The sequence below is a fragment of the Pseudomonas sp. B21-053 genome (genome assembly GCF_026016365.1).
GTDB classification, from domain to species: Bacteria; Pseudomonadota; Gammaproteobacteria; order Pseudomonadales; family Pseudomonadaceae; genus Aquipseudomonas; species Aquipseudomonas nunensis.
The window spans coordinates 6,693,413-6,718,842 of record NZ_CP087205.1; the positions used below are offsets into that span (position 1 = coordinate 6,693,413).

A 25,430-nucleotide genomic window follows, 5' to 3' on the forward strand; every position below is an offset into this window, starting at 1 on the left:
TCCTCACCGCCGGGTAATAACAATAATGAGCCCAAGCCTGTCCGATACACCCGCGCTGTCACGGCGCGGCCTGCTGAAATTCAGCCTCGGTGCCAGCGCCTTCCTGGCCACGGCCGGGTTGGGAGCGAGCCTCAGTGGTTGCTCGTCGAGTATTTCCGCTGACGGTTTTGCAATTCTGCGCAGCGGCGACCTGCTGTTTTTGCGGGCGCTGATACCGGTGATGCTCGACGGCGCCGTGGCCACCGAGAAAATGCCGGCGGCAGTCGATGGCACCCTGAAAACCCTGGATAACGGCCTCAATCATCTCTCGCCGGAAATGCTCAAGCTGACTCGGCAGTTGTTCGATGTGCTCGGGATGGCCGTGACCCGTGGGCCGCTGACCGGAATCTGGGGCAGTTGGGGAAATGCTTCTGCCGATGAGATCCGGCATTTCCTCGATCGCTGGGAAAACAGTTCGTTGAGCTTGCTGCGCATGGGGCATAGCTCATTGCTGCAACTGGTGATGATGGCGTGGTACAGCCGGGCGGAGTCCTGGGCGCATTGCGGGTATCCGGGGCCTCCCACGGTTTGAATCCGTGGCGCGCCCGCCATTCGCGAGCAGGCTCGCTCCCACAGGGGTTAGGCGATCCAATGTGGGAGCGAGCCTGCTCGCGAAGGCGTCAGCCGAATTACCACAGCCCTCAAAAATAACTATAAGAGAACCCAAACATGCCTGTACCCGATCCGTTCCGCGAAGGCCTGGCCCGTGGCTGGAAAACCTACAACGGTTCGCAACTGACCCAGGACCTGACTCTGGAAGCCGACGTGGCGATCATCGGCAGCGGCGCCGGTGGCGGGACAACGGCGGAAATCCTCAGCGCCGCCGGCTACAAGGTGCTGCTGATTGAAGAAGGCCCGCTCAAGACCAGCAGCGACTTCAAGATGCTCGAAGACCAGGCCTACGCCAGCCTTTATCAGGAAGGCATCGGCCGCATGAGCAAGGACGGCGCGATCACCATCCTGCAGGGCCGGGCAGTCGGCGGTACTACGTTGATCAACTGGACGTCGAGCTTTCGCACCCCGGACCCGACCCTGGAACACTGGGTCAAAGAGCACAACGTCAAAGGTCATAGTCCCGCCGAGATGGCGCCGTGGTTCGAAAAAATGGAACAACGCCTCGGCGTCGCCCCGTGGATGGTTCCGCCCAACGCCAACAACGACGTGATCCGCAAAGGCTGTGAGCAACTCGGCTACAGCTGGCACGTGATCCCGCGCAATGTGCGTGGCTGCTGGAACCTCGGCTACTGCGGCATGGGCTGCCCGACCAACGCCAAGCAATCGATGATGGTGACGACCATTCCCGCGACGTTGGAAAAGGGTGGCGAGCTGCTTTACCTGGCCCGCGCCGAGAAACTGTCGATCAAGGATGGCAAGGTTACCGGCCTGGATTGCGTGGCGATGGACGAGCGTTGCGTCGCGCCCACCGGTCGCAGCATCACGGTCAAGGCACGGCATTACGTGCTGGCCGGTGGCGGGATCAATAGCCCGGCGCTGCTGTTGCGTTCCGATGCGCCCGACCCGCACAAACGCCTGGGTACCCGAACCTTCCTGCACTTGGTGAACATGTCCGCCGGGCTGTTCGACGAGGTGATCAACCCGTTCTACGGGGCGCCGCAGTCGATCTATTCCGACCATTTCCAATGGCAGGACGGCACCACCGGCAAAATGTCCTACAAGCTCGAAGTCCCGCCGCTGCAACCGGCTCTGGCGGCGACCCTGCTTGGCGGCTTCGGCCAGGAAAACTCGCAGCACATGGAAAACCTGCCCCACACCCACGCCATGCTGGCGTTGCTGCGCGACGGTTTCCACCCGGACAGCACTGGCGGCAACGTCGAGTTGCGCGGCGATAACACGCCGGTGCTCGATTATCAGGTTTCACCTTACGCCTGGGACGGTTTGCGCCGGGCGTTCCACAGCATGGCCGAGATCCAGTTTGCCGGTGGCGCCAAAGCGGTGATGCCGATGCATGCCGACGCGCGCTACGTGAAAACCCTCGCCGAAGCCCGCACGTTGATCGACGGACTGAGCCTTGAGCTGTATCGCACACGCTTGGGCAGCGCCCATGTGATGGGCGGTTGCGCGATGGGTGAAGACCCGAAAAATGCGGTGACCGACAGCCTCGGCCGACATCATCAGATCAGCAATCTGTCGATCCACGATGGCTCGCTGTTCCCCACCAGCATTGGCGCAAACCCGCAATTGTCGGTGTACGGGCTGACCGCGCAACTGGCGACAGCGTTGGCAGATCGCCTGAAAAACCCATGAAAAATCGCAATATTCCCATCGTCTATAGTGCTTTCTTACCTAACAGGCGACTTTCCCGACCGGGAAGGCTGCGATACCATCCGAGTCCCCAACGGACTCCCGCCAGGACGACGCGATGAACCGAGTGTTGTACCCAGGTACCTTCGACCCTATTACCAAGGGCCATGGCGATCTGGTCGAACGCGCCGCGCGCCTGTTCGATCACGTGATCATCGCCGTCGCTGCCAGCCCGAAGAAAAACCCGTTGTTTCCCCTGGAACAGCGTGTGGAGCTGGCCCGCGAGGTCACTAAACATCTGCCCAACGTTGAAGTTGTCGGCTTCTCGACGCTGCTCGCGCACTTCGCCAAAGAGAAGAATGCCAACGTGTTCCTGCGTGGTTTGCGCGCGGTGTCGGACTTCGAATACGAATTCCAGCTGGCCAACATGAACCGCCAGTTGGCGCCGGATGTGGAAAGCCTGTTTCTTACCCCGTCCGAGCGTTATTCGTTTATTTCCTCGACGCTGGTCCGTGAAATCGCAGCCTTGGGCGGCGATATCACCAAGTTCGTCCACCCAGCGGTGGCGGACGCCCTCACCGAACGCTTCAAGAAGTAACGACCGCTCAAGCGGCGCCCGCGTGCACTGCGGGCGCCAATGCGGCACAATTGCGCGCATTGGTTTATTGCGCCCGGGCCTGCCGCCCCGGCTGGAGTTAGCATGTCCCTGATCATCACCGACGATTGCATCAACTGCGACGTCTGCGAACCCGAGTGCCCGAACGCCGCCATTTCCCAAGGCGAAGAGATCTACGTGATCGACCCGAACCTGTGCACCCAGTGCGTCGGCCACTACGACGAGCCTCAGTGCCAGCAAGTCTGCCCGGTGGATTGCATTCCACTGGACGAGGCGCATCCGGAGACTGAAGAACAGTTGATGGAGAAGTATCGGGTCATTACCGGTAAGGTTTGAGTTATTTGGCGTCTGTGAGGACGCCTTCGCGGGCAAGCCTCGCTCCTACATGGGATCGCGCAAATCCTGTAGGAGCTGCCGAAGGCTGCGATCTTTTGATCTTGCTTCATCACTCCCGCTGCTCAAAACCTTCCCCGATACACCCCAGGCACCGCACAAACGCGGCTTTCGCCGGATCGACCACCAACGCCTGCCCCGCATCGCCCACACCGCCACCCAGTGCGGTAAACGGCAACGACACCACAAACACCCCCGCACCAATCACCGTCGCCGCCACCAGCAAAGGTCGGGCAATCAGCAAGTCGCCGATCATGGCGTAGGCCGGTGGGTTCTGGATGGTGTAACGCGGGTCGCCGCTGCCGTTTTCAGCCGCCAGCGCCGGCACAGCGACGCTCAGCAGCATGACAACGGCAAAGGTTCGAAACGAATTCATGGCACGGTCCTTCGGCTAGGCAGTGAGAACACTGACTATAGACCGTCGGACGTATCAGCTCTGGCAGCGCGGGCAAAAGACGCTGGCGCGCTGGCCCAGGGTCACACTGCGCAACTCCGTGCCGCAGACTTTGCACGGCTCGCTGCCACGGCCGTAGACGAACAATTCCTGCTGGAAATAGCCCGGCTGGCCGTCGCCGCCGATAAAGTCGCGCAACGTCGTACCGCCGCGCTCGATGGCATGGGCGAGGATGCGTTTGATCTCGATCGCCAGTTTCAGGTAGCGCGCCCGGGAAATGCTCTTGGCTTCACGGCGCGGATCGATACCGGCGGCGAACAGCGCTTCGGTCGCATAGATATTGCCGACCCCCACCACCACCGCGTTGTCCATGATGAACGGTTTGACCGCCATGGAACGCCCACGGGATTGCTGGAACAAGCGCTCGCCGTCGAACAGGTCGGTCAACGGCTCCGGCCCCAGGCGAAGCAGCAATTCGTGATTGAGCGGGTCGAGGCTCCAGAGCATCGCACCAAACCGTCTCGGGTCGGTGTAACGCAACGCCAGGCCGGACTCGAGTTCGATGTCCACATGCTCATGCTTGGCCGCCGGCGTGCCGACTTCCACCAGACGCAAATTGCCCGACATGCCCAAATGGCTGATCAACGTGCCGACCTCGGCGTTGATCAACAGGTACTTGGCGCGACGCTCCACCAGCACAATGCGCTGGCCGGACAGGCGCACGTCCAGGTCTTCGGGAATCGGCCAGCGCAGACGCCGCTCACGCACGATGACCCGGCTGACCCGCTGGCCTTCCAGGTGCGGGGCGATGCCCCGGCGGGTGGTTTCGACTTCTGGCAGTTCAGGCATGCTGTTCTCAGGAAATACCGGGCACTCAGTGATGAGCGCCGAGGTCACGAATCGTTTGTTTGAGGGTCTCGAAATCGTAATCCGAGAGCCCGACATAATCGAGCACCAAAGGCCCGATGCTGTTCCACTCGTGGTCCTCAGTCTGGTTGCCCAGCACTCGATACGACGCACAAATGTGTTCGGCCATTTTCAGGATCGACAGCAGGTTTTTCAGCTGACTGTTGCGCGAAGACTCGTCAGTGAAGATCGCCAAAGCATTGTGGTGATTGGCGATGGCGGCGCTGATGTGTTCCGGCAGGCGCCAGGACTTGGCGGTGTAATAACCGACCACGGCGTGGTTGGTGTTGTAGACCTTGTTCTCGGTGTCCACGACCCGGCATTCGGCACTCGCGCTGGCGTAGGCCTCTTCCAGGGTTTTCATGTAATCGGGGAAACGCTTGAGCATCAGCGGCACGCCGCAATCGTGGAACAGGCCCAATGCATAAGCTTCGTCGCCGGCCTGGGAGCCGATGCGCTTGGCCAGGGTCAGGCAGGTCATCGCCACATCCTGGGCCGTGTCCCAGAAACGGTTCAGGGTGACGATGGTGTCGTCGTTCATCTCGCCCTTGATCGACTGCGCGTTGATCAGGTTGATGATCGAACGGCTGCCCAGCAGGTTCACCGCACGCTGGATCGAGGCGATCTTGTTACTCAAGCCGTAATACGGCGAGTTGACGATTTTCAGCAGTGCCCCGGAGAGGCCCGGGTCCTGGGCAATCAGCTTCGCGATCACTTCCAGGTCCGGATCAGGCATGTACTGCTCCATCTGCAGATCCACCATGATCTGCGGCTGGGCCGGCACGCTGATCCCTTGCAGGGACTGTTGAATCTGTTCGGAAGTCAGCTCTTGGGACATAAGTACACACTCTGGGACAGGCGCCGATTCTAACCTTTATAAAGTTGGATCCGACACCGTGGCCGGCAGATCGGCGAAAATTTCATCCAATTCCCCACATCGCCACAGGTCTATCTGCCGAGCCGGGGCCTTGCGCAACACGCTATACTCCCGCTCTTTTTTCCGGAGCGACGTCATGTCCCTGCCTAGCCTGCGCCTCAAAGCCAACGCCGACCGACGCCTGCGAAACGGCCACTTGTGGGTCTACAGCAACGAAATCGACGTGGCCGCCACCCCGTTGCACGGCTTTCAGGCCGGTGATCAGGCGATCCTCGAAGCCGCCAGCGGCAAACCGCTGGGCATCGTTGCCATGAGCCCGAACAACCTGATCTGCGCCCGCCTACTGTCGCGCGACATCAAGTTGCCACTGGACAAATCGCTGCTGGTGCATCGCCTGAACGTCGCCCTGTCCCTGCGTGATCGCCTGTTCGACAAGCCGTTCTATCGTCTGGTCTACGGTGATTCCGACTTGCTGCCAGGCTTGGTGGTCGACCGTTTCGGCGACATCCTGGTGGTACAGATCGCTTCGGCGACCATGGAAGCGCATAAAGAAGACGTGATCGCAGCGCTGACCCAAGTGCTCAAGCCAAGCGGCATTCTGTTCAAGAACGACTCCGCCGCCCGTGATGCCGAAGGCCTCAACCGCTACGTCGAAACCGTATTCGGCCTGGTGCCGGAGTGGGTTGCGCTGGAAGAGAACGGCGTGAAATTCGAAGCGCCGGTCATCCAGGGCCAGAAAACCGGCTGGTTCTACGACCACCGCATGAACCGCGCGCGCCTGGCCCCTTACGCCAAGGGCAAACGCGTTCTCGACCTGTACAGCTACATCGGCGGCTGGGGCGTGCAAGCCGCCGCGTTCGGCGCCAGTGAAGTGTTCTGCGTCGACGCGTCGGCCTTCGCCCTCGACGGTGTCGAGCGCAACGCCGCGCTGAACGGCGTCGCCGAGAAAATGACCTGCATCGAAGGCGACGTGTTCGAAGCCCTGAAAGAGCTGAAAGCCAGCGAAGAGCGTTTCGACGTGATCGTGGCCGACCCGCCGGCCTTCATCAAACGCAAGAAAGACATGAAAAACGGTGAAGGCGCCTACCGTCGCCTGAACGAGCAAGCCATGCGCCTGCTCAGCAAGGACGGCATCCTGGTCAGCGCTTCGTGCTCGATGCACCTGCCGGAAGATGACCTGCAGAACATCCTGCTGACCAGCGCCCGTCACCTGGATCGCAACATCCAGATGCTGGAACGTGGCGGTCAAGGCCCGGATCACCCGGTGCACCCGGCCATCGCCGAAACTCGCTACATCAAGAGCATCACCTGCCGCCTGCTGCCAAACAGCTGATGACGCGGGTTTGACGGGGAGCCAGCAGGCTCCCCGTTTGCTTTCCAACGACGATTACCTCCCCTGAATTCTTCTATTTCTTACACTTGCCGTCCTACTGACGTGCAGGAAGTTTCCCTGCATCTTAGATTCCAAAGAATAAGACCTACAAGTTAACTTAGACCTGAAGATCGCTCCCACAAAATTACTGGAACATTCCTACTGAATTCCCCCTTGATAAGAACTCATTACAAACTATGATTGAGTTGTCACCAAGGAGTGGCACTCACTATCACTTACAAGGAGTTCAACACATGAAAGCAATTACTCTGGAAACCAACAAAATCGCTAACCTGGCTTTTCTGGTCGCACCTAAAGCTCGCTAAGTAACTGAGACGCTGGGGAGTGCCGGCTTACCCAGCGTTTTCTATGGCCCAGCCCAGAGTGAACCGCCCCGTCATGCATATAAACCCGCATCTATTCATACTGCCGCGCACGCCCGGCCAAATCCTCTGGGATTACCGAAGCCACAAACAATTCGAACTGAATCTTGAGTATTCAACACGACTTGCACAACTGATCGACAATCCTGAATCGTTCGACACTCTCAATATAATAGACACTCAATTCCTGAACACCGGAATACTCACAACTTCAATACAAAGCACTAATGAATGGGGCTGGGATGATCTATCAAAGATATTTCATATCGGCACCAAGAACATACCTTGCGAATATACCCCACAGAATATTTATGAATGGTCGAGACATTATCTGGACCATTGCAACGACGTATTGACCTCCAGTGCACCTGACACCGGTTTCGTGCACCGGCCGACCAGCGAGCTGATCAGTCTGCCCGCGCCCGCAGGGTTACCGGCAGATAGCCTGGCCGATGCGCTGGTGAAGCGGAAGACCTGCCGCTCTTTCACCGGCGCAGCGGTGTCCCTCGGCGATATCAGTACGTTGCTTTATCTGTCTCTCGGCTACCTGAAGGAGCGCGAGGACGATATCGACGAGACGGTCGCCGAAGGCTTGACCGCACGCCGTAGCAGCCCTTCGGGCGGAGGTTTGAATGCCTGCGAAGGTTTTCTGCATGTGCAAAACGTCAGCGGCCTGGAGCCTGGGCTCTATGCCTACCATCCGGCTGATCATGCGTTGAGCTTCGTCAGCACGCTGCCAACTTCGCCCCTGGGCCAGTTGCTGTGCGGGCAACACTTCATCAACAACCTGCCCGTTGGCCTGTTCATCACCGCGCGTTTCGACAAGTTGTGGTGGAAATACCAACACTCCCGGGCTTACCGGATGGCCTACGTCGAGGCGGGTCATATTTCCCAGACCTTCCAACTGGTAGCCACCGCACTGGGCCTGGGCACCTGGCTGACGGGAGCACTGACGGATGATCAGGTCGAAACGCTGCTGGGGCTCGAGGACAGCGCCGAACAACCGTTGTTTTTTGTCGGCTGCGGCCTGAGCGACGGGCAAGCGATGTGCAAGGAATTGAAAGCGCTGCTGAACGAGGGCCCGCCACAATGACCAGCGCCTCCTCTCTCCCGGATTTCTGGGCCCAGCGTTTCACCCTGGGCGACTGGAATACCCGAGCCTCGGTCCGGACCAGCGAACACTCCTACCTGTTGCCGTCGGACCTGGAACAGCAATTGGAAACGCGACACTGGTTCCCGCCAGCCTTTCTGCCCTATCTGAGTCACCCGAGTATCAAGGCAGCAGGCCAACCGGTTATCCATCGTTTATCGGCCAATCACCTGGTGTATTTCCTCGACTACACCACCCTGCTGGAACACCGCATCGTCAACCGTTCGGTGGAAACCATCGCCCATGGCGAACTGGGGATCAGCATCCCGCAGCGAATGAAAACCGCCGCTTTGCAGCTCTACACCGACGAGGGTTTTCACGCGCTGTTTTCCAACAGCCTCGCCGAGCAGATTGCCAGTCATTACGGCATCAACCAGCGTCCGGTGATGCCACACCGGATAACCCGGTTGAACGCCTTGCTCGAGCAAACCCCGGACCGGTACAAGACGCTGGCCTGGTTTCTGGTCGGCTTCGTCTCGGAGACGATCATCGCCCGGGAACTGCTCGAGGTTTGTCGTGACACGCTGGTGTCCTGCGTCCAGGAAATGCTCAGGGACCACCTCACTGACGAGGCGCGTCACAGTCGCTACTTTTCAGAGGTATTCCATTATCTATGGCTGACCCTGACCAGCAGCCAACGCACGTTCGCCGCCAAATGGCTGGTGGAGATCATTCTGGTGTTCTTTGAAGTCGATGAGCGCTGGCTCAAGGAAAGCCTGAATAGCGCGGGGCTCAATGGCACCTGTGTTGCAGAGATTCTTGGGGGGCTGGCAGGCTCGCCGGCCGTAGTCCAGCGGGCCCGCTCAGGGGCGGGTGCTACGCTCCAGGCCTTACGCAATGCCGGGTTCTTCGACCTGCGCAGCAATCAGCAACTTTTCATGCAGGCAGGACTTGTCGATGGATGAAGGAAAACCGGCTGTCAGCCTCAAAAAACGCCGTGCCGCCGTCATTCTGTTGATGACCATGGTGTTGCTCGGGGTCTTTCCGCTGGATGTCCTGCTGCCTTCCTTTCCGGCACTGGCCGAACATTTCCGGACCACCCCCGCGGACATCGCGTTTTCCATCAGCCTGTTTGCCGTCGGAATCTCCCTGTCCCAATTGTTGATCGGGCCGCTGTCGGACAGCATCGGACGTAAAGGGCTGCTGCTGGCGGGCATGGCAGTGTCGATCATCGGCGCGACAGGTTGCCTGTTGTCCACCGAGTATTCTTGGTTCCTGTTGTTCCGGCTGGTCCAGGCCATCGGCTGCGGGTGTTTTGTGCTCACTCAAGCCCTGGTTCAAGACCTGTTCGAAGGCAAGGAGCGGGACCGCCTGAGGATTCTCATGGTGACGGCCAGCGGGATCTTCATTTCCATTTCGCCCCTGGCCGGAACCTTGCTGCAACAAGCCCTGGACTGGCCCGGCAGCTTCGTGGCCTTTATCGCGCTGGCCGGCGCCGTGTTCCTGAAAGCGTGCTTCTTCTTGGAAAACCAGCGCCCGACCAACGTCATACGCCAGGGCATCGTCCAGTCATACCGCGTGGTCTACCGCGATGCCGGTTTTCTGGGCTACTGGTTGATTGCCTCGATTGCCTTCGCCTGCCATTTCTCCTTTATTGTCATTTCGCCGCTGATCTTCATGGACCAGTTGCAGCTCTCGCCCTATGCGTTCTCACTGGCTCTGCTGCTCTACGGCTTGGCGTACATCATCGGCGGCATCATCGCCCGGCTTATCGGCGGCCGGATCACCCCCAACACACAAATCATCGTGGGCCTGGGCCTGATCTTCTTTTCGGGCCTGATGATGCTCATGCTTTCAACATGGCTGGGGCTTTCGACCCTGACCGTGTTGGTCCCGATGATCATCTGCACGGCCGGCACCACCATTGCCCGTCCTGTCGCGACCTCCAAAGCCATGGAGGTGTTTCCGGACAAGGCAGGCACGTCGGCGGCAGCGGGCAACACGCTGGTGTTCATCTTCGGCGGGCTGATCAGCGCCTTGATCAACCTGAGCAGTACCGACTTGCAGACGACCCTGGCCCTCAGTTTTCTCCTGTTAAGCGCCTTCGGTATCGGCCTGAATGCGCTGATTACCCGGCGTCACCGGGTGCTGTCGGTCGGGTGAAAGCTGCCGGTCGTCATCCCACACGCTGCGTCAGCGCTGGATCAACACTTTCCGGCATTCCCTCCTGACGCCAGCGGTGTAGAATCGCGGGATTCATCGCCATTCATCCCCCGGCGGGTTTATGAGCTCAGGCTGAGGCAAGCGGCGATCCCGCAAAGTCATCGGCAACTTCCGGACACACGGCCATTTCTGAGTGTTCCAGACGTCAATAGAAGCTCACTCCCCTTTGATACCTGATTAGCCGCCCGGAGTGCTCCATGCCTGATTACCGCTCGAAAACATCCACCCACGGCCGCAACATGGCCGGTGCCCGCGCACTGTGGCGCGCCACGGGGATGAAAGATGACGACTTCAAGAAGCCGATCATCGCCATTTCCAACTCGTTCACCCAGTTCGTACCGGGCCACGTCCACCTCAAGGACCTGGGCCAACTGGTCGCCCGCGAGATCGAACGCGCCGGCGGTGTAGCGAAAGAATTCAACACCATCGCCGTGGATGACGGCATCGCCATGGGCCACGACGGCATGCTGTATTCGTTGCCGAGCCGCGAGATCATCGCCGACTCCGTCGAATACATGGTCAACGCCCACTGCGCCGACGCCATCGTCTGCATCTCCAACTGCGACAAGATCACCCCTGGCATGCTGATGGCCGCGTTGCGCCTGAACATCCCGGTGATCTTCGTTTCCGGCGGCCCGATGGAAGCCGGCAAGACCAAACTCGCCAGCCACGGCCTCGACCTCGTCGATGCCATGGTGATCGCTGCCGACTCCAGCGCTTCTGACGAGAAAGTCGCTGAGTACGAGCGCAGCGCCTGCCCGACGTGCGGTTCGTGCTCCGGCATGTTCACCGCCAACTCGATGAACTGCCTGGTCGAAGCCCTGGGCCTGGCCTTGCCGGGCAACGGTTCGACCCTGGCCACCCACAGCGACCGCGAACAGCTGTTCCTGCAGGCCGGCCGCACCATCGTCGACCTGTGCAAGCGTTACTACGGCGACAACGATGAGTCGGTACTGCCGCGCAACATCGCCAACTTCAAGGCGTTCGAAAACGCCATGACCCTGGACATCGCCATGGGCGGTTCCACCAACACCATCCTGCACTTGCTGGCCGCCGCCCAGGAAGCCGAGATCGACTTCGACCTGAAGGACATCGACCGCCTCTCGCGCCACGTACCGCAACTGTGCAAAGTCGCGCCGAACATCCAGAAGTACCACATGGAAGACGTGCACCGTGCCGGCGGCATCTTCAGCATCCTCGGCTCCCTGGCCCGTGGCGGCCTGCTGCACACCGAGCTGCCGACCGTGCACAGCAAGAGCATGGCCGAAGGCATCGCCAAGTGGGACATCACCCAGACCACCGACGAAGCCGTGCATCACTTCTTCAAGGCCGGTCCGGCGGGCATCCCGACGCAAACTGCGTTCAGCCAGTCGACCCGTTGGGAAACCCTGGACGACGACCGTGAAAACGGCTGCATCCGCAGTGTCGAACACGCTTACTCGCAAGAAGGCGGCCTGGCCGTTCTCTACGGCAACATCGCCCTCGACGGTTGCGTAGTGAAAACTGCTGGCGTCGACGAGTCGATCCACGTGTTCGAAGGCAACGCGAAGATCTTCGAAAGCCAGGACAGCGCCGTACGCGGCATCCTCGCTGACGAAGTGAAGGCCGGCGACATCGTGATCATCCGTTACGAAGGCCCGAAAGGCGGCCCGGGCATGCAGGAAATGCTGTACCCGACGTCCTACCTGAAATCCAAAGGCCTTGGCAAAGCTTGCGCCCTGCTCACCGACGGTCGTTTCTCCGGCGGCACCTCGGGTCTGTCCATCGGTCACGCTTCGCCAGAAGCCGCTGCTGGCGGCGCGATTGGCCTGGTGCAGGATGGCGACAAGGTATTGATCGACATTCCGAACCGTTCGATCAACCTGTTGATCAGCGATGAAGAACTGGCGGCACGCCGGGTCGAGCAGGATCAGAAAGGCTGGAAGCCCGTCGAGAAGCGCCCACGTAAAGTGACCACCGCGCTGAAAGCCTACGCCCTGCTGGCCACCAGTGCCGACAAGGGTGCCGTGCGTAACAAAGCGATGCTTGACGGGCTGTAAGCCTTAGTCGCCGCAATAAAAAATGCCCCGCCAAGTGCGGGGCATTTTGTTTTCGCAGATCCCCTGTAGGAGCTGCCGAAGGCTGCGATCTTTTGATTTTCAGCCGTCGCGCCAAAGAAAGATCAAAAGATCGCAGCCTTCGGCAGCTCCTACATTTGATTCCGCGACTCTGGGTTTACTGAATCTCTTCAGGCTTCACGATCACCCAGTTCTTGTCCGCCGTCACCGGCAACCCTTCCTTGGCCTGGGCCGCTGCGTGCTTGGCCATCATGCCGTTAATCTGGGTCATGTATTTGTCTTTGCGGTTGACCCACAAGTGGATGCCGCCCTTGGCCACGTCGACGCTGTGGAACAGCATGTAGCCGTCGCTGCTCGGGGTGTCGCCGCCCACCAGCACCGGTTTTTTCCATTCATCGATGTAGGTCAGGATCGCCGCTTGCTTGCCGGCCATCCAGGTCGCTGGTGTCCACAGGTACGGGGTCAATTCGAGGTTGAGGTTGGCTTTCTCGTCATACTTGCCGGCGGTGATTTGCTTGCGCGCGGTGGTCAGTTCGCCAGTCTTGCGGTCCTTGAGCAGCGTGGTCACGCCGATCACGTTCTGCGGTTTGACGTTGTAGCCATACTTCGGATCGGCCGCGACCATGCGCACCAGTTCTTCGGAGGCGGCGGTCATCACGTAGACCTCGATGCCGTTCTCCATCAGCTTGTTGTACAGCTCGGCCTGACCGGTGAAGACTTTCGGCGGCTGCACGTCGATGGTCTTGACCACATCGCCGTCGTAATAGGTGCTCGGCACTGGTTTGCCGGAAGCCATCAGCTCATCAACGTAACCCTTGAGTTCTTTAAGCGTGAAGCCGGAGAACACTTGGGCGACCCATGGATAGCACACCATGTCGTCGATTTCGCAGAGACGGTAGTAGTAGCTGAACAGGCTTTCCTTGTGGTCGGCCGTGTCTTTGAACGGAATCAGTTTCAGGGAGGGGTCGAGCTTCTCGCGGGTGATCAGGCCTTTGTTTTCCATGAACGGCAGCAACGACTCTTCGAGGTCGTAGCGGTAACTGGTGTTGTCCATGTCGAACACCGCGAAGTTACCCTTGTTGGCATTGGCCGCGATCATCGCGTCCAGCGCCTTGGCCTGATCGGCTGGCCAATGCTTCAAATCCGTGGCGAATACCTGGCCGGCGAGGCCGAGGCAGAGTGCAGCAGCCAGCATTTTCGGTGCGAACTTCATCTGCATGCTTCCTTATAAAGAGACCTGATTCAAAGACATCGACGCTAACAAAAAACTGTGACAGTTCCCGTCTGCCCGCGACCGCTTGCATCCACATCGCGCCAGCTGCATCCCTGCCAGCGACACCGGCTTATTCCAAAAACGACAGTTAACCTCTGTTTTTGGTATTAATTCATTAGATATCAAGCTGTTAGGCTTGCCGGTTCGCAGTCACACAAGAAGGTGGCTGGCACAAGTCTATGGAGTCTTTATGAATCTGCCGCTGATTCTCAATCTGCTGGTGTTCCTCGCCCTGCTCTTTGGCCTGGCGCAAACCCGTCACACCTCTTGGAGCTTAGCCAAGAAAGTCCTGCTCGCGCTGGTATTGGGCGTGGTCTTCGGCGTGGCGTTGCACACGATTTACGGCGCCGGCAACCCGGTGCTGAAAGCGTCGATCGGCTGGTTCGATCTGGTCGGCAATGGCTACGTGCAGTTGCTGCAAATGATCGTGATCCCGCTAGTGTTCGCTTCGATCCTCAGCGCCGTGGCCCGTCTGCACAACGCGTCGTCCCTGGGCAAAATCAGCTTCCTGACCATCGGCACGCTGCTGTTCACCACCGCCATCGCGGCACTGATTGGTATCGGCCTGACCAACCTGTTCGGCCTGACCGCCGAAGGCCTGGTCGCCGGTACTCAGGAAATGGCGCGTCTGCAAACCATCCAGACCGACTACGCCGGCAAAGTCGCGGACCTGAATGTGCCGCAATTGCTGCTGTCGTTCATCCCGCAAAACCCGTTCGCCGACCTGGCGCGCGCCAAGCCGACATCGATCATCAGCGTGGTGATTTTCGCCGCGTTCCTCGGGGTCGCCGCGCTGCAACTGCTGAAAGATGACGTTGAGAAAGGTCAGAAAGTGATCAACGCCATCGACACCCTGCAAGCCTGGGTGATGCGTCTGGTGCGTCTGGTAATGAAGCTGACCCCGTACGGCGTATTGGCGCTGATGACCAAAGTGGTCGCTGGCTCCAACCTGCAAGACATCATCAAGCTCGGCAGTTTCGTCGTGGTGTCGTACATCGGCCTGGGCCTGATGTTTGTAATCCACGGTGTGCTGGTGTCGGCGGCCGGGATTAATCCGCTGCGTTTCTTCCGCAAAATCTGGCCGGTGCTGACGTTCGCGTTCACCAGCCGCTCCAGCGCCGCGACCATTCCGCTGAGCATCGAAGCCCAGACCAGCCGTTTGGGCATCCCGCAATCCATCGCCAGTTTCGCCGCTTCGTTCGGCGCGACCATTGGCCAGAACGGCTGTGCCGGCCTGTACCCGGCGATGTTGGCGGTGATGGTGGCGCCGACCGTGGGCATCAACCCGCTCGATCCGCTGTGGATCGCGACGCTGGTGGCGATTGTGACCCTGAGTTCCGCCGGTGTGGCGGGCGTGGGTGGCGGCGCGACGTTTGCCGCGTTGATCGTGCTGCCGGCCATGGGCTTGCCGGTGTCACTGGTGGCGTTGCTGATTTCGGTTGAGCCGCTGATTGATATGGGCCGCACAGCGTTGAACGTCAGCGGGTCGATCACGGCGGGGGCGATTACCAGCCAGATCATGCAGCAGACCGATAAAGAGCTGCTGGATGCGGATGAGCATGCGGAGTTGGCTCAGGCTTAAGATTTTCAGCGATTGAGCGGGCCCCTTCGCGGGCAAGCCTCGCTCCTACGGGTTATGCGCCAAATTGCGCCAACCCTGTAGGAGCGAGGCTTGCCCGCGAAGCTTTTAGGCTTTTTCCCATACCTCAAAGTTGTACGCCGGCTTGTCATCCACCGCCGGATTCTCGATGTTGGACACCAGCTTCCACTGGTTCAAATCAAACTCCGGAAACCAAGCATCCCCTTCCGGGCTCAGCGCCACGCGCGTCAGGTACAGCCGATCGGCCTGCGCCAAGCCTTGGGCATACAACTGCGCCCCGCCAATCAGCATCAACTCATCGACGCCCTGCTCTTTCGCCCAGGCTTCGGCGCGAACCACTGCAGCCTCCAGCGACGGATAAACCTCCGCGCCTTCGAGCACCAGATCCGCCTGACGGCTGACCACGATGTTCAAGCGTCCCGGCAGCGGACGGCCGAGGGAATCCCAAGTCTTGCGACCCATGATGATCGGCTTGCCCAGGGTGGTGGCCTTGAAGTATTTGAAGTCCCCCGGCAAGTGCCAGGGCATGCTGTTGTCGACGCCGATCACACGGTTTTCACCGAGGGCTGCGATCAGGCTGAGGGGGAGTGATTTAGTCATGCCGGCGAGGATACCAGAGCCTCCCTTTCCCCGATAAGCGCCACAGCGGTTATGCTCACCGTTCATTTGAGCGACGGGATGCCGCGTGACTGAACTGAATAACCTCTGGCTGACGGAAACCATTCGCCTGCGCGAAGAACACGCCGGCCCTCTGGACGACCTGGAAGCCAACCGACTGGCCCGCACCGCTGGCGGTGACCTGTCGAGCCGCATACAACGCCGAGCCCTGTGGCTGGCCGAACGCGACGGAATGACCAACGCCCTTAAACACTGGCTGCAAGGTGCACGACTGGCGCTGTTTTTGCTCGCGATACTGGCTGTGGTCAGCGGCGCCGGCCTGGCGTTTGCCGCACTCGGTGACGGGCAAGTTTCGGTGAATGTGTTCTGGGCCTTGGGCAGTCTGCTCGGGCTGAATCTGATTCTGCTGCTGAGCTGGGCCCTGGGCCTGGTGTTCGCCGGTGAACACGGCGCCACCCTCGGACGGCTGTGGCTGTGGCTCAGCGAAAAACTCGCCCGTGACGCCAAAGCCGCGCAACTGGCCCCGGCCCTGTTGCTGTTGCTGCAACGGCACAAACTCAATCGCTGGGCGGTTGGTGTGCTGGTCAATAGCCTGTGGTTGCTGGCGATGCTCAGCGCGCTGGCGATTCTGCTGACGCTGATGGCGACCCGACGCTATGGCTTCGTCTGGGAAACCACCCTGCTCAGCGCCGACACCTTCGTGGCGATGACCCAAGCCCTCGGCGCCTTGCCGGCCTTGCTCGGCTTCAACGTGCCGACCGTAGAGATGATCCGCGCCAGCGGCGACACCGCGCTCAATGTCGAAAGCGCGCGCCAGGCCTGGGCGACATGGCTGGTCGGTGTGTTGGTGGTTTACGGTGTGCTACCGCGCCTGCTGCTGGCGCTGTTTTGCCTGTGGCGCTGGAAAACCGGTCAGGCTGGATTGCGCCTGGACCTGAACCTGCCAGGCTATGCGCAATTGCGCGAACGGCTGATGCCCACCAGCGAACGCCTGGGCATCAGCGATGCTGCTCCGGATCAGCTTCACCGCGTCGAAAGCGCCGTCAGTGACCTGCACAGCGAAGGCGCGCTGCTGGTGGCCATCGAACTGGACAACCAACGCCCCTGGCCGCCACCACTGCCGAAATCCGTGAGTGATGCCGGCATCCTCGACAGCCGCGAATCCCGCCATAAGCTCCTCGAACAACTCAGCCGCTTTCCCCCGGCACGCCTCGCCATAGCCTGCGATCCGCGCCGCTCGCCGGATCGCGGCAGCCTGGCGTTGATCGCCGAACTGGCGCGCAATGCCACGGCCACCCGGATCTGGCTGCTGCAAGCGCCGCCCGGCGAAGCGCTGGATGCTGCGCGTCTCGGCGATTGGCACGTGGCGCTGCAGCAACTTGAGCTGCCCTTCGCCGATAGCGCGCCGATGAACTGGCTGGAGACCGGTCATGATTAAGCCTTTGAAGCTCGCGGTCGTCGGTCACACCAACGTCGGCAAGACATCGTTGCTGCGCAACCTTACCCGTGACGTCGGTTTCGGTGAAGTGTCCCACCGGCCCAGCACCACACGACACGTTGAAGGTGCGCGGCTTTCAGTGGACGGCGAGCCGCTGCTCGATCTCTACGACACGCCGGGCCTGGAAGACGCCATCGCCCTGCTCGACTACCTCGAACGCCTGGAGCGACCGGGTGAACGCCTTGATGGCCCGGCGCGGCTGACGCGGTTCCTTGAGGGCAGCGAAGCCCGGCAACGCTTCGAACAGGAAGCCAAGGTGCTGCGCCAACTGCTGGCCTCGGACGCCGGCCTGTATGTGATCGACGCCCGGGAACCGGTGCTGGCCAAGTATCGCGATGAACTGGAAGTGTTGGCCAGTTGCGGCAAACCGTTGCTGCCGGTGCTGAATTTCGTCAGCAGCGCCAATCATCGCGAGCCGGATTGGCGTGAAGCGTTGGCGCGGTTGGGTTTGCACGCGCTGGTGCGCTTCGACAGCGTCGCCCCGCCGGAGGATGGCGAACGCCGACTGTATGAAAGCCTCGCGCTGCTGCTGGAAAATGCCCGTCCGCAACTGGAACGCCTGATCAACGATCAACAGGCCCAGCGACTGGCTCGCCAGCAAAGTGCAGCACGTTTGATTGCCGAATTATTGATCGATTGTGCCGCGTGCCGCCGCAGCGTGATCAGCGAGGCCGAACAGGAACAACAAGCGATCAGCGAATTGCGCAAAGCCGTGCGCCAACGGGAACAGCGTTGCGTCGAAGCCTTGCTCAAGCTCTATGCCTTCCGCCCGCAAGATGCTGCGGCCAGCGATTTGCCGCTGCTTGATGGTCGCTGGGGCGATGACCTGTTCAACCCCGAAACCCTCAAGCAACTCGGGGTGCGGGTGGGCGGCGGTATTGCGGCGGGTGCGGCCGCCGGTGCTGGCGTGGACCTGCTGGTCGGCGGCCTGACCCTCGGCGTAGCGGCACTCGCCGGAGCCATTGCCGGCGGCGCGCTGCAAACCGCCCGCAGTTACGGCAGTCGCTTGCTGGGCAAGATCAAGGGTCAGCGAGAACTGACCGTCGATGACAGCGTGCTGCGGTTGTTGGCTTTGCGTCAGCGGCAGTTGGTCCAAGCCCTGAACCAGCGCGGGCACGCAGCGATGGACAGCATCCAGGTGGCCACGCCCCAGGACAAGACCTGGCGCGAAGGCAAACTGCCCGAGGCACTGAACAAGGCGCGGGCGCACCCGCAGTGGTCGTCGCTTAATCCGCAGGCGAAGTTGAATCAGGCGGAACGGCAGGAGCAGGTTGAGGGGTTGGCGCAGCAGCTTTAGATTGGCTGTGCCGGGGCCGGCGTCTTCGCGAGCAAGCCCGCTCCCACAGGGGAATGCATTTCAAATGTGGGAGCGGGCTTGCTCGCGAAGGCCGCAACTCGGATTCACTGAATGGACGCTACCAACCCACCTTCAAAAACTGCTTCACCAACGCCGTCACCCGACTCCGATCCGTGCGATCCGAACGCCCGTCATTGTCTACATCCGACGCCAGTATCAGCTCCAGCCCACCATCGTTATCCAGATCCTGAGCCGCGGCCTTATAGACAATTACCGGCCCCTCACGAAAATGCAGATGGACGATTTCAGGTGTGCCGTCGCCAGAAAGATTCTGCGAGAAGATCCGCAGATAGCGCTCCTCACCTTCCCCAGCATTGAACCACGCGCACTTCAGATAGGTTTTGCCAAACACCTTGAGCCGCCGAAGGTCAGCCTCCGTCGCCTCGCGCTGCAACTGGTCATCTTCATAAAACCGATAAAGCAACGTATCGGCCTTACCGTCCCCGTTTCGATCCTGGGCAATCACGTTCAAGTCACGCATCCATGCGTCTCCCTGCAAAAAACTCAGCATGAACCCATGACGCAGTGCGATCCATGCAACGTTTCCCAAACCTGTGTGAGACGGTTCAGCACGCTACGCCAGACAAAAGCCCCAGCGCCTTGCGCTTCAAGATGTCGAGATCCAGCACCGGCACCCACAGTTCCTTGGCCTGCTCATCCCATTGCCGCATGCGCAAACTGACCGCACACAACGGATCGCGCTCGAACGCTTCGGCCTCCGCCGCCGTCATCACCCCACCCTGATATTCCAGGGTTCGGCGGCTGGCTTCGCTGAGTCGCTCGTAGTACCCCGGCTCTTTCAGCGTCAGATAACGCTTGGCCTGCACGTGGTATTCCACCAGCCGCGCCATGCGTTCGCTGAAACCGGCGCGGCGCAGGTAGTCCGCGCCGAGGCGTTCATGGCTGACCACGCCGAAGCCGCCCATGTTCTCGGCGCTCTCGGCGCAGATATGTCCGATGTCATGAAAGAACGCCGCCAGCACCACTTCATCGTCGTAGCCTTCGGCCATGGCCAGTTCGGCGGCCTGGGACATGTGCTCGATCTGCGACACGGGTTCGCCGATGTAATCGCAGTCGCCAAAACGTTCGTACAGCGCGAACACCTCGTCGACCACTCGCTCCACACTCGCCATCACACTTCTCCCAACAATAGGGCGACGTTGCGCTCGGCCATCGCCGGGCCGACGCTCATGCCAACGCCGGTGTGCATCAGTGCCACGCTCACGCCGGGTTGCGGGCGCAGGAACGAGAACGGTCCTGGCCCCTTCGAACCATAGACGCCCTGCCAACGCTCGATCACCTGAATCCGACAACCCAAGGTCTGCTCGGCCAGTTCGATCATCCAGTTGTCGACTTGCTCGGCGTTGAACGGCGACGGATCGCGGCCGTAATGGTGCGAGTCGCCGATGATCAACTCGCCATGCGGCGTCGGGCTGATCAGCAGGTGAATGCCGTTGTCGTGCAGGTGCGGCGCATCGCGCAGGATTTGTGCCTGCACCGCTGCGGCTTCCGGCAGGTCGGCGAACGCGCCGTAATGCACGCAACTCAATCCGGTGAGCAACGCGTGTTGCAGATTCAAATTGACCTGCGCCCGGACGCGAAGCATTTGCAAACGGCAGATTTGCGGGTTGAGCTCGGCAATCGGCTCAGCGAGCAAGGTCTGATAATCGTGGCCGGAACAGACGATGATCTGCCCGGCGCTGAAGCTGCCAGCGGTGCTGTGCAAGCGGCCCGGCTCGATGTCGCGCACCAGGGTGGAGAAGTGAAACGCCACGCCGAGTTCGCGGCGCAGGTAGTCGATCAACGCCGGAATTGCTTCGCGGGAATACAGTTGCTGATCGTCCAAGCCATGCAACGCGGCGCGGTGATGGCTGAACTGGCCGCCGTACAAATCCCGCAACGCCGCGCCGCGCAACAATTCAACGTTGTAGCTGTGCTCCACGGCGCGGCCGTTGCAAAAGGCTTGCAGCAGGTGTTCTTCGGCTTCGGTGCGGGCGAACAGGTACGAGCCGTTGCGCTTAAGGTGCAGGCCGGCGAGTTGCGCCCATTGCCCCCAGATTTCACGGCTGGCCTTGGCCAGTTCGAGCATCGGGCCGGGTGGTTGGCCGGTGACCAGGGCCTGACCGAAGTTGCGCACCGAAGCGCCTAACGGGGTTTCGCTGCGCTCGAAAACCGTGACCTTCAGGCCGCGTCTGGCGGCGGCGTAGGCGTGGGACAAGCCCAAGATGCCGGCGCCGACGATGAGCATGTCGTTGTGTTGTGTCATTTAGAGGTGTCCTGAATTCAGGACCGCTATCGCGAGCAAGCTCGCTCCCACATTGGATTTGTGATCGACGCACATCCCCTGTGGGAGCGAGCTTGCTCGCGAAGAGGCCCTGTCAGCCTACGAAGATTTACTTGGCGACCACTTTCTCGGACTTACCGTCATAACGCTTACGCCACTCAGCCAAAATCTCGTCGCGATTTTTCGAGGCCCAGGCAAAGTCGTTCTTGATCAAGCGCTGCTCATAATCCGCCGGCAACTCGGTCTGCGGCTTGGCAATGCCCGGCTGCGCGAGGACCGCGAAGTTCTCCTTATAAAGCTCCATCGCCGCCGGGCTCGCGGAGAAGTCCGCCAGTTTTTTCGCCGCATCTTCATGGGCCGTGCCCTTGATCACCGCAGTCGCTTCGATCTCCCAGCCCAGGCCTTCTTTCGGCAGGATGATGTCCAGCGGCGCGCCCTGGCGCTTCAGCTGTACGGCCGGGTATTCAAAGGAAATACCGATCGGGAACTCCCCGGACGCCGCGAGTTTGCAAGGCTTGGAACCGGAGTGAACGTACTGGCCGATGTTCTGGTGCAAGCCGTCCATGTAGGCCCAGCCCTGCTTCTCGCCGAAGGTTTGCAGCCAGGCGCTGACGTCGAGGAAACCGGTGCCGGACGAGGCCGGGTTGGGCATGACGATCTTGCCTTTGTACTCAGGCTTGGTCAGGTCTTGCCAGCTCACGGGTTTGGTCAGGCCCTGCTTCTCGGCTTCGACGGTGTTGAAGCAAATGGTCGCGGCCCACACGTCCATGCCGACCCACGCTGGCGGGTTGGCGGCGTCGCGGTAGTTGCCGCCGATCTTGCCCAGGTCCTTCGGCGCGTAGCTTTGCAGCATGCCTTGCTGATCGAGGATCGCCAGGCTCGACGCGGCCAGGCCCCACACGGCGTCGGCTTGTGGACGCTCTTTCTCGGCCAGCAACTTGGCGGTGATGATCCCGGTGGAGTCACGCACCCACTTGATCTCGACGTCCGGGTTGGCCTTTTCGAAAGCGTCCTTGTAGGTCTTCAGTTGTTCGGCTTCGAGGGCGGTGTACACCGTCAACTCGGTTTTCGCCGCGAAGGCGTTCAGGCTGAAAGCGGTGAGGACAGCAGCGGCCAGGGCCAGGGGCTTGAACATGATCTTTTCCTGTCTTTGAGTTGAGGGGCTTTCGGTTTTCAGGAGCAGCAAATCAATTGCCGGGCGCGGTCTGCCGCCAGGCCTGGGAGCGGCGCAGCAAACCGCGCGAGGCCCAGGCCAGCAGCAGGGACACGCCCGCCGAGGTGAACAGAATCAGGGTCGACATCGCCGCCGCGCCGCCGACGTTGCCGGCGTCGTCCATGTTCAGCACCGCCACCGCCGCGAGGATGGTGTCCGGGCTGTAGAGGAAGATCGCCGCCGAAACGGTGGTCATGGCCGAGACGAACAGGTAGCGCACGATGTCCAGCAGCGCCGGCAGGCAGATCGGCACGGTGACCCGCAGGTAATGCCGATACAGCGGCGCCTTGAGCGACAGCGCGGCGGCTTCGAACTCGGCGTCGAGCTGGCGCAGCGCGGTGGTGGCGGTCATTTGCGCAGTGGTCAAATAGTGAGCAATGGTGCAGACCACCAGCAGGGTCATGGTCCCGTAGAGCACGTGCAGCGGGTTGCCGTTGAGGTTGAAAAAGAAGACATAACCCAGGCCCAGCACCAGGCCCGGCACCGCCATCGGCACGAAACTGAGCATGCGCAACGTCAGGTTCAGTCCGCGCTGGCCCTTGGTTTTTTCCATCAGGTAGGCGCCGGTGAAGATCAGCACGCTGCCGATCAGCGCCGTGCACAACGCCATCTTCACGCTGTTGCCATAGGCCAGCCAGCCGCCGCCAGCGGTGTCGTTGAACTGGTAATGGTTGAGCGACAGCGACAGGTTGTACGGCCAGAATTTCACCAGCGACGAGAACACCGCCATGCCAAACACCAGCAGCAACACCGCGCAGATCAGCAGCACGATGGCCAGGTAGCAACCGTCGCGCAGTTTCGATGGCGCCGGTTTGAACACTTGTGCCCTGCCACTCATGGAATCGCCGTGACGCCGACGCAACCAGGCATCGACGCCGAAGCTGAACAGCGCCGGCAACAGCAAGACCATGCCGATCAACGCGCCGCGACCAAACTGTTGCTGGCCGACCACGGCTTTGTAGGCTTCCAGCGCCAGCACTTGATAGTCGCCGCCGACCACCACGGGCACGCCGAAGTCGGTGATAGTCAACGTGAACACCAGACAGAACGCGGCGAACACCGCCTGACGAGTCGCCGGCCAAGTGATGCTGCGAAAGGCTTTCGCCGGACTGGCGCCCATGCTCGAAGCCGCGTCGAACAGTCGCGCATCCGCCAGGGAAAGCGCCGACAGCAAAATCATCAAAGCGTGTGGGAAGGTGTAGATCACCTCACCCAGAACAATGCCCCAGAAGCCGTAGATATTGTCCGAGAGCAAGCCACGCAACATGCCCTGGTTGCCGAACAGGTAAACCAGCGCGATCCCCGGCAGCATCGATGGCGCCATCAGCGGCAACAGCGACATGCCGCGCCAGATCCCTTTGCCGGGAATCAACGTGCGTTGCAGGGCGTAGGCAAACAGGTAGGCCAACGGTACGACGATGGCCGCGACGCTGAGGGAAACTTTCAGACTGTTGCCGAGCAACCAGTGGAAATTGGCACTGGTCACCAGTTCACGGGCGGCGATCAGACCACCGCCCTGCCCGACCTCAGAGCTGAAACCGCGCCAGAAGATTGCCAGCAACGGCATCAACACTGCGATGCCGAGCAACACCAGCAACAGCACTTTGCCGCCGACCACAAACACCCGGTCGCCGATCTCGGCACGGGAGGTCTGCCGAACCTGCTTGTGCGGTATCGGCAGCGCGAGGTTCGCGCTCATCAGGCAAACACCTGCAGGCTGCGTGGTGGCAAGGCGACCATAATCTGCTGCGCGCCGAGGCGGGGCATGGCTTCCGGCGCAAGTTCCGCGAGCAAGGCATGGCCCGGCAGTTGATCGAGTTCGAAGCTCATGCGGCAACGGTTGCCGAGGAAGGTAATCTCGCGAACCTTGGCCGGGAACAGGTTTTCTTCATGCACCGGCGGGTTGACGTTGATTGCCTCCGGGCGGCAGAACAAACGGCCTGATGCGGTTTTCGCGCTGCCGTCGGCCAGGCGCATGTTCATCCCGCCGACCTGAGCGTGGCTGTCGCTGCTGCGGCGGAACGGCAGCCAGTTGCCCTGACCGACGAACTCCGCCACAAACGGGGTAGCCGGGCGGTCGTAGATTTCCTGCGGTGTGGCGTACTGCTCGACCTTGCCGTTGTTCATCACGGCGATGCGGTCAGCCATCAGCATCGCTTCGTCCTGATTGTGCGTGACCATCAACGTGGTGATGCCGAGGTTGCGTTGCAGTTGGCGCAGCTCGGTGCACAGATGCTCGCGAACCCGGGCGTCGAGGGCCGACATCGGTTCGTCGAGTAACAACAAGGAAGGCGCGGGGGCCAGGGCGCGGGCCAGTGCGACACGTTGCTGCTGACCACCGGACAGTTGGCCGGGGTATTTTTTCTCACTGCCGATCAGGCCGACCAATTCCAGCATCTGCACGACACGCTTGCGCACTTCATCGCGACCACTGCCGGCGAGGCCGTAGGCAATGTTCGCTTCGACGGTGAGATTGGGGAACAACGCGTAGGACTGGAACAGGATGCCGTAGTCCCGGGCTTGCGGCGCCAGGTGGGAAACGTCGCGATCGCCGAGGTACAACTCGCCGCTGTCCTGCTTCTCCAGACCGGCGATGCAGCGCAGCAAGGTGGTTTTGCCACAGCCCGACGGGCCGAGCAGACACACCAGCTCACCGGCCGCGACGTCGAGGGAGACGTTATCCAGCGCGGTGAAGGCGCCGAAGCGTTTCTGCACGCCGCGCACCTTCATGGGCGCGCCGGGGTTGGTCAGGGCAGTTGCGATCGAGTGGTTCATGGACAGACCTCATCAAGCAGATGAGGGTCATCCTAGGTTTGTAATGCGTCGGTCATGTGGCAGTGAGGCAAAAACGGTTGATAGTGGTATTCGGGGATTTGGGTTGGGTTATGTGTTGTCTGGTCTGGCGCTTTCGCGGGCAAGCCTCGCTCCTACAATTCGATCGCATTCCCCTGTAGGAGCGAGGCTTGCCCGCGAAG

23 protein-coding genes are annotated in these 25,430 nt (G+C 60.8%); 12 read left to right on the forward strand and 11 right to left on the reverse strand.

The genetic code is table 11. The annotated features are described in order from the left end of the window. The first annotated feature begins 25 nt into the window (after positions 1-25). The 4 genes from LOY68_RS30085 (at position 26) to LOY68_RS30100 (ending at position 3,253) form a co-directional block, all read left to right on the forward strand. The gene (locus LOY68_RS30085; RefSeq protein ID WP_265041453.1) at positions 26-571 is read left to right on the forward strand and encodes a twin-arginine translocation pathway signal protein; all 546 of its coding nucleotides are present in this window, start codon (positions 26-28) and stop codon (positions 569-571) included. Positions 572-708: 137 nt separating this feature from the next. Further along, entirely contained in the window at positions 709-2,304 is a 1,596-nt protein-coding gene (locus LOY68_RS30090) for a GMC family oxidoreductase (RefSeq protein WP_265041455.1), read from the forward strand. Positions 2,305-2,419: 115 nt separating this feature from the next. Then, the gene (gene coaD, locus LOY68_RS30095; protein ID WP_007945531.1) at positions 2,420-2,899 is read left to right on the forward strand and encodes a pantetheine-phosphate adenylyltransferase; all 480 of its coding nucleotides are present in this window, start codon (positions 2,420-2,422) and stop codon (positions 2,897-2,899) included. 102 nt (positions 2,900-3,001) lie between these two features. Next, a complete protein-coding gene (locus LOY68_RS30100; protein WP_265041462.1) occupies positions 3,002-3,253 on the forward strand; it encodes a YfhL family 4Fe-4S dicluster ferredoxin in 252 nt (83 codons plus the stop codon). Between the two features lie 109 nt (positions 3,254-3,362). Here the strand turns inward: LOY68_RS30100 and LOY68_RS30105 are convergent, their stop codons facing one another. From LOY68_RS30105 to LOY68_RS30115, 3 genes are read right to left on the reverse strand one after another with little or no spacing between them, the layout of a single operon-like run. Then, positions 3,363-3,686, reverse strand: coding sequence for a multidrug transporter (locus LOY68_RS30105; RefSeq protein WP_163910887.1), 324 nt, complete (start codon positions 3,684-3,686; stop codon positions 3,363-3,365). A 54-nt stretch (positions 3,687-3,740) separates the two neighbouring features. Next, positions 3,741-4,553 (reverse strand): bifunctional DNA-formamidopyrimidine glycosylase/DNA-(apurinic or apyrimidinic site) lyase, encoded by an 813-nt coding sequence (gene mutM, locus LOY68_RS30110; protein WP_054044464.1) that lies wholly within the window; start codon positions 4,551-4,553, stop codon positions 3,741-3,743. Positions 4,554-4,578: 25 nt separating this feature from the next. Beyond that, a complete protein-coding gene (locus tag LOY68_RS30115; protein WP_163914772.1) occupies positions 4,579-5,394 on the reverse strand; it encodes an HDOD domain-containing protein in 816 nt (271 codons plus the stop codon). A 229-nt stretch (positions 5,395-5,623) separates the two neighbouring features. Here LOY68_RS30115 and LOY68_RS30120 point away from each other — a divergent pair, with 229 nt between their 5' ends. The 5 genes from LOY68_RS30120 (at position 5,624) to ilvD (ending at position 12,594) form a co-directional block, all read left to right on the forward strand. Then, on the forward strand, positions 5,624-6,820 hold the full coding sequence (locus LOY68_RS30120) for a class I SAM-dependent rRNA methyltransferase (RefSeq protein WP_054044466.1): 1,197 nt from the start codon (positions 5,624-5,626) through the stop codon (positions 6,818-6,820). Positions 6,821-7,258: 438 nt separating this feature from the next. After that, positions 7,259-8,335 (forward strand): SagB/ThcOx family dehydrogenase, encoded by a 1,077-nt coding sequence (locus LOY68_RS30125; protein ID WP_265045844.1) that lies wholly within the window; start codon positions 7,259-7,261, stop codon positions 8,333-8,335. Further along, entirely contained in the window at positions 8,332-9,297 is a 966-nt protein-coding gene (locus tag LOY68_RS30130; RefSeq protein ID WP_163910884.1) for a diiron oxygenase, read from the forward strand. The genes LOY68_RS30125 and LOY68_RS30130 overlap by 4 nt, the downstream gene beginning before the upstream one ends. Next, positions 9,290-10,495, forward strand: coding sequence for an MFS transporter (locus tag LOY68_RS30135; protein ID WP_163910880.1), 1,206 nt, complete (start codon positions 9,290-9,292; stop codon positions 10,493-10,495). Before LOY68_RS30130 ends, LOY68_RS30135 begins: the two co-directional genes overlap by 8 nt. A 257-nt stretch (positions 10,496-10,752) precedes the next feature. Further along, a complete protein-coding gene (gene ilvD, locus LOY68_RS30140) occupies positions 10,753-12,594 on the forward strand; it encodes a dihydroxy-acid dehydratase (RefSeq protein ID WP_265041466.1) in 1,842 nt (613 codons plus the stop codon). 175 nt (positions 12,595-12,769) lie between these two features. Here the strand turns inward: ilvD and LOY68_RS30145 are convergent, their stop codons facing one another. Then, positions 12,770-13,825 carry a haloacid dehalogenase-like hydrolase gene (locus LOY68_RS30145; RefSeq protein WP_413787167.1) on the reverse strand — a complete coding sequence of 352 codons (1,056 nt, stop codon included), beginning with the start codon at positions 13,823-13,825 and terminating at the stop codon, positions 12,770-12,772. Between the two features lie 250 nt (positions 13,826-14,075). Here LOY68_RS30145 and LOY68_RS30150 point away from each other — a divergent pair, with 250 nt between their 5' ends. Next, positions 14,076-15,467, forward strand: a complete 1,392-nt coding sequence (locus LOY68_RS30150; protein WP_054616947.1) for an L-cystine transporter — start codon at positions 14,076-14,078, stop codon at positions 15,465-15,467. A gap of 105 nt (positions 15,468-15,572) precedes the next feature. Here the strand turns inward: LOY68_RS30150 and LOY68_RS30155 are convergent, their stop codons facing one another. Then, positions 15,573-16,085: a dihydrofolate reductase gene (locus tag LOY68_RS30155; RefSeq protein WP_085716344.1), complete on the reverse strand. Its 513-nt coding sequence runs from the start codon at positions 16,083-16,085 to the stop codon at positions 15,573-15,575. A gap of 85 nt (positions 16,086-16,170) precedes the next feature. Here LOY68_RS30155 and LOY68_RS30160 point away from each other — a divergent pair, with 85 nt between their 5' ends. After that, positions 16,171-17,541, forward strand: a complete 1,371-nt coding sequence (locus LOY68_RS30160; protein ID WP_265041469.1) for a DUF2868 domain-containing protein — start codon at positions 16,171-16,173, stop codon at positions 17,539-17,541. Next, positions 17,534-18,898, forward strand: a complete 1,365-nt coding sequence (locus LOY68_RS30165) for a GTPase/DUF3482 domain-containing protein (protein ID WP_265041471.1) — start codon at positions 17,534-17,536, stop codon at positions 18,896-18,898. Before LOY68_RS30160 ends, LOY68_RS30165 begins: the two co-directional genes overlap by 8 nt. Positions 18,899-19,016: 118 nt before the next feature. On the opposite strand, the gene LOY68_RS30170 is transcribed toward LOY68_RS30165, so the two are convergent. From LOY68_RS30170 to LOY68_RS30195, 6 genes are all read right to left on the reverse strand, one after another. Then, positions 19,017-19,439 (reverse strand): hypothetical protein, encoded by a 423-nt coding sequence (locus tag LOY68_RS30170; protein WP_265041473.1) that lies wholly within the window; start codon positions 19,437-19,439, stop codon positions 19,017-19,019. Positions 19,440-19,524: 85 nt separating this feature from the next. Beyond that, positions 19,525-20,091 carry a phosphonate degradation HD-domain oxygenase gene (locus LOY68_RS30175; protein WP_265041474.1) on the reverse strand — a complete coding sequence of 189 codons (567 nt, stop codon included), beginning with the start codon at positions 20,089-20,091 and terminating at the stop codon, positions 19,525-19,527. After that, complete coding sequence (locus tag LOY68_RS30180; RefSeq protein ID WP_265041476.1) at positions 20,091-21,224, reverse strand: TIGR03364 family FAD-dependent oxidoreductase; 1,134 nt, start codon at positions 21,222-21,224, stop codon at positions 20,091-20,093. Before LOY68_RS30180 ends, LOY68_RS30175 begins: the two co-directional genes overlap by 1 nt. Positions 21,225-21,351: 127 nt before the next feature. Next, positions 21,352-22,377, reverse strand: coding sequence for a putative 2-aminoethylphosphonate ABC transporter substrate-binding protein (locus tag LOY68_RS30185; RefSeq protein ID WP_054044493.1), 1,026 nt, complete (start codon positions 22,375-22,377; stop codon positions 21,352-21,354). 52 nt (positions 22,378-22,429) lie between these two features. Beyond that, positions 22,430-24,154, reverse strand: a complete 1,725-nt coding sequence (locus tag LOY68_RS30190; protein WP_265041478.1) for a putative 2-aminoethylphosphonate ABC transporter permease subunit — start codon at positions 24,152-24,154, stop codon at positions 22,430-22,432. Further along, the gene (locus tag LOY68_RS30195) at positions 24,154-25,230 is read right to left on the reverse strand and encodes a putative 2-aminoethylphosphonate ABC transporter ATP-binding protein (RefSeq protein ID WP_265041480.1); all 1,077 of its coding nucleotides are present in this window, start codon (positions 25,228-25,230) and stop codon (positions 24,154-24,156) included. The genes LOY68_RS30190 and LOY68_RS30195 overlap by 1 nt, the downstream gene beginning before the upstream one ends. Positions 25,231-25,430: the final 200 nt, after the last annotated feature.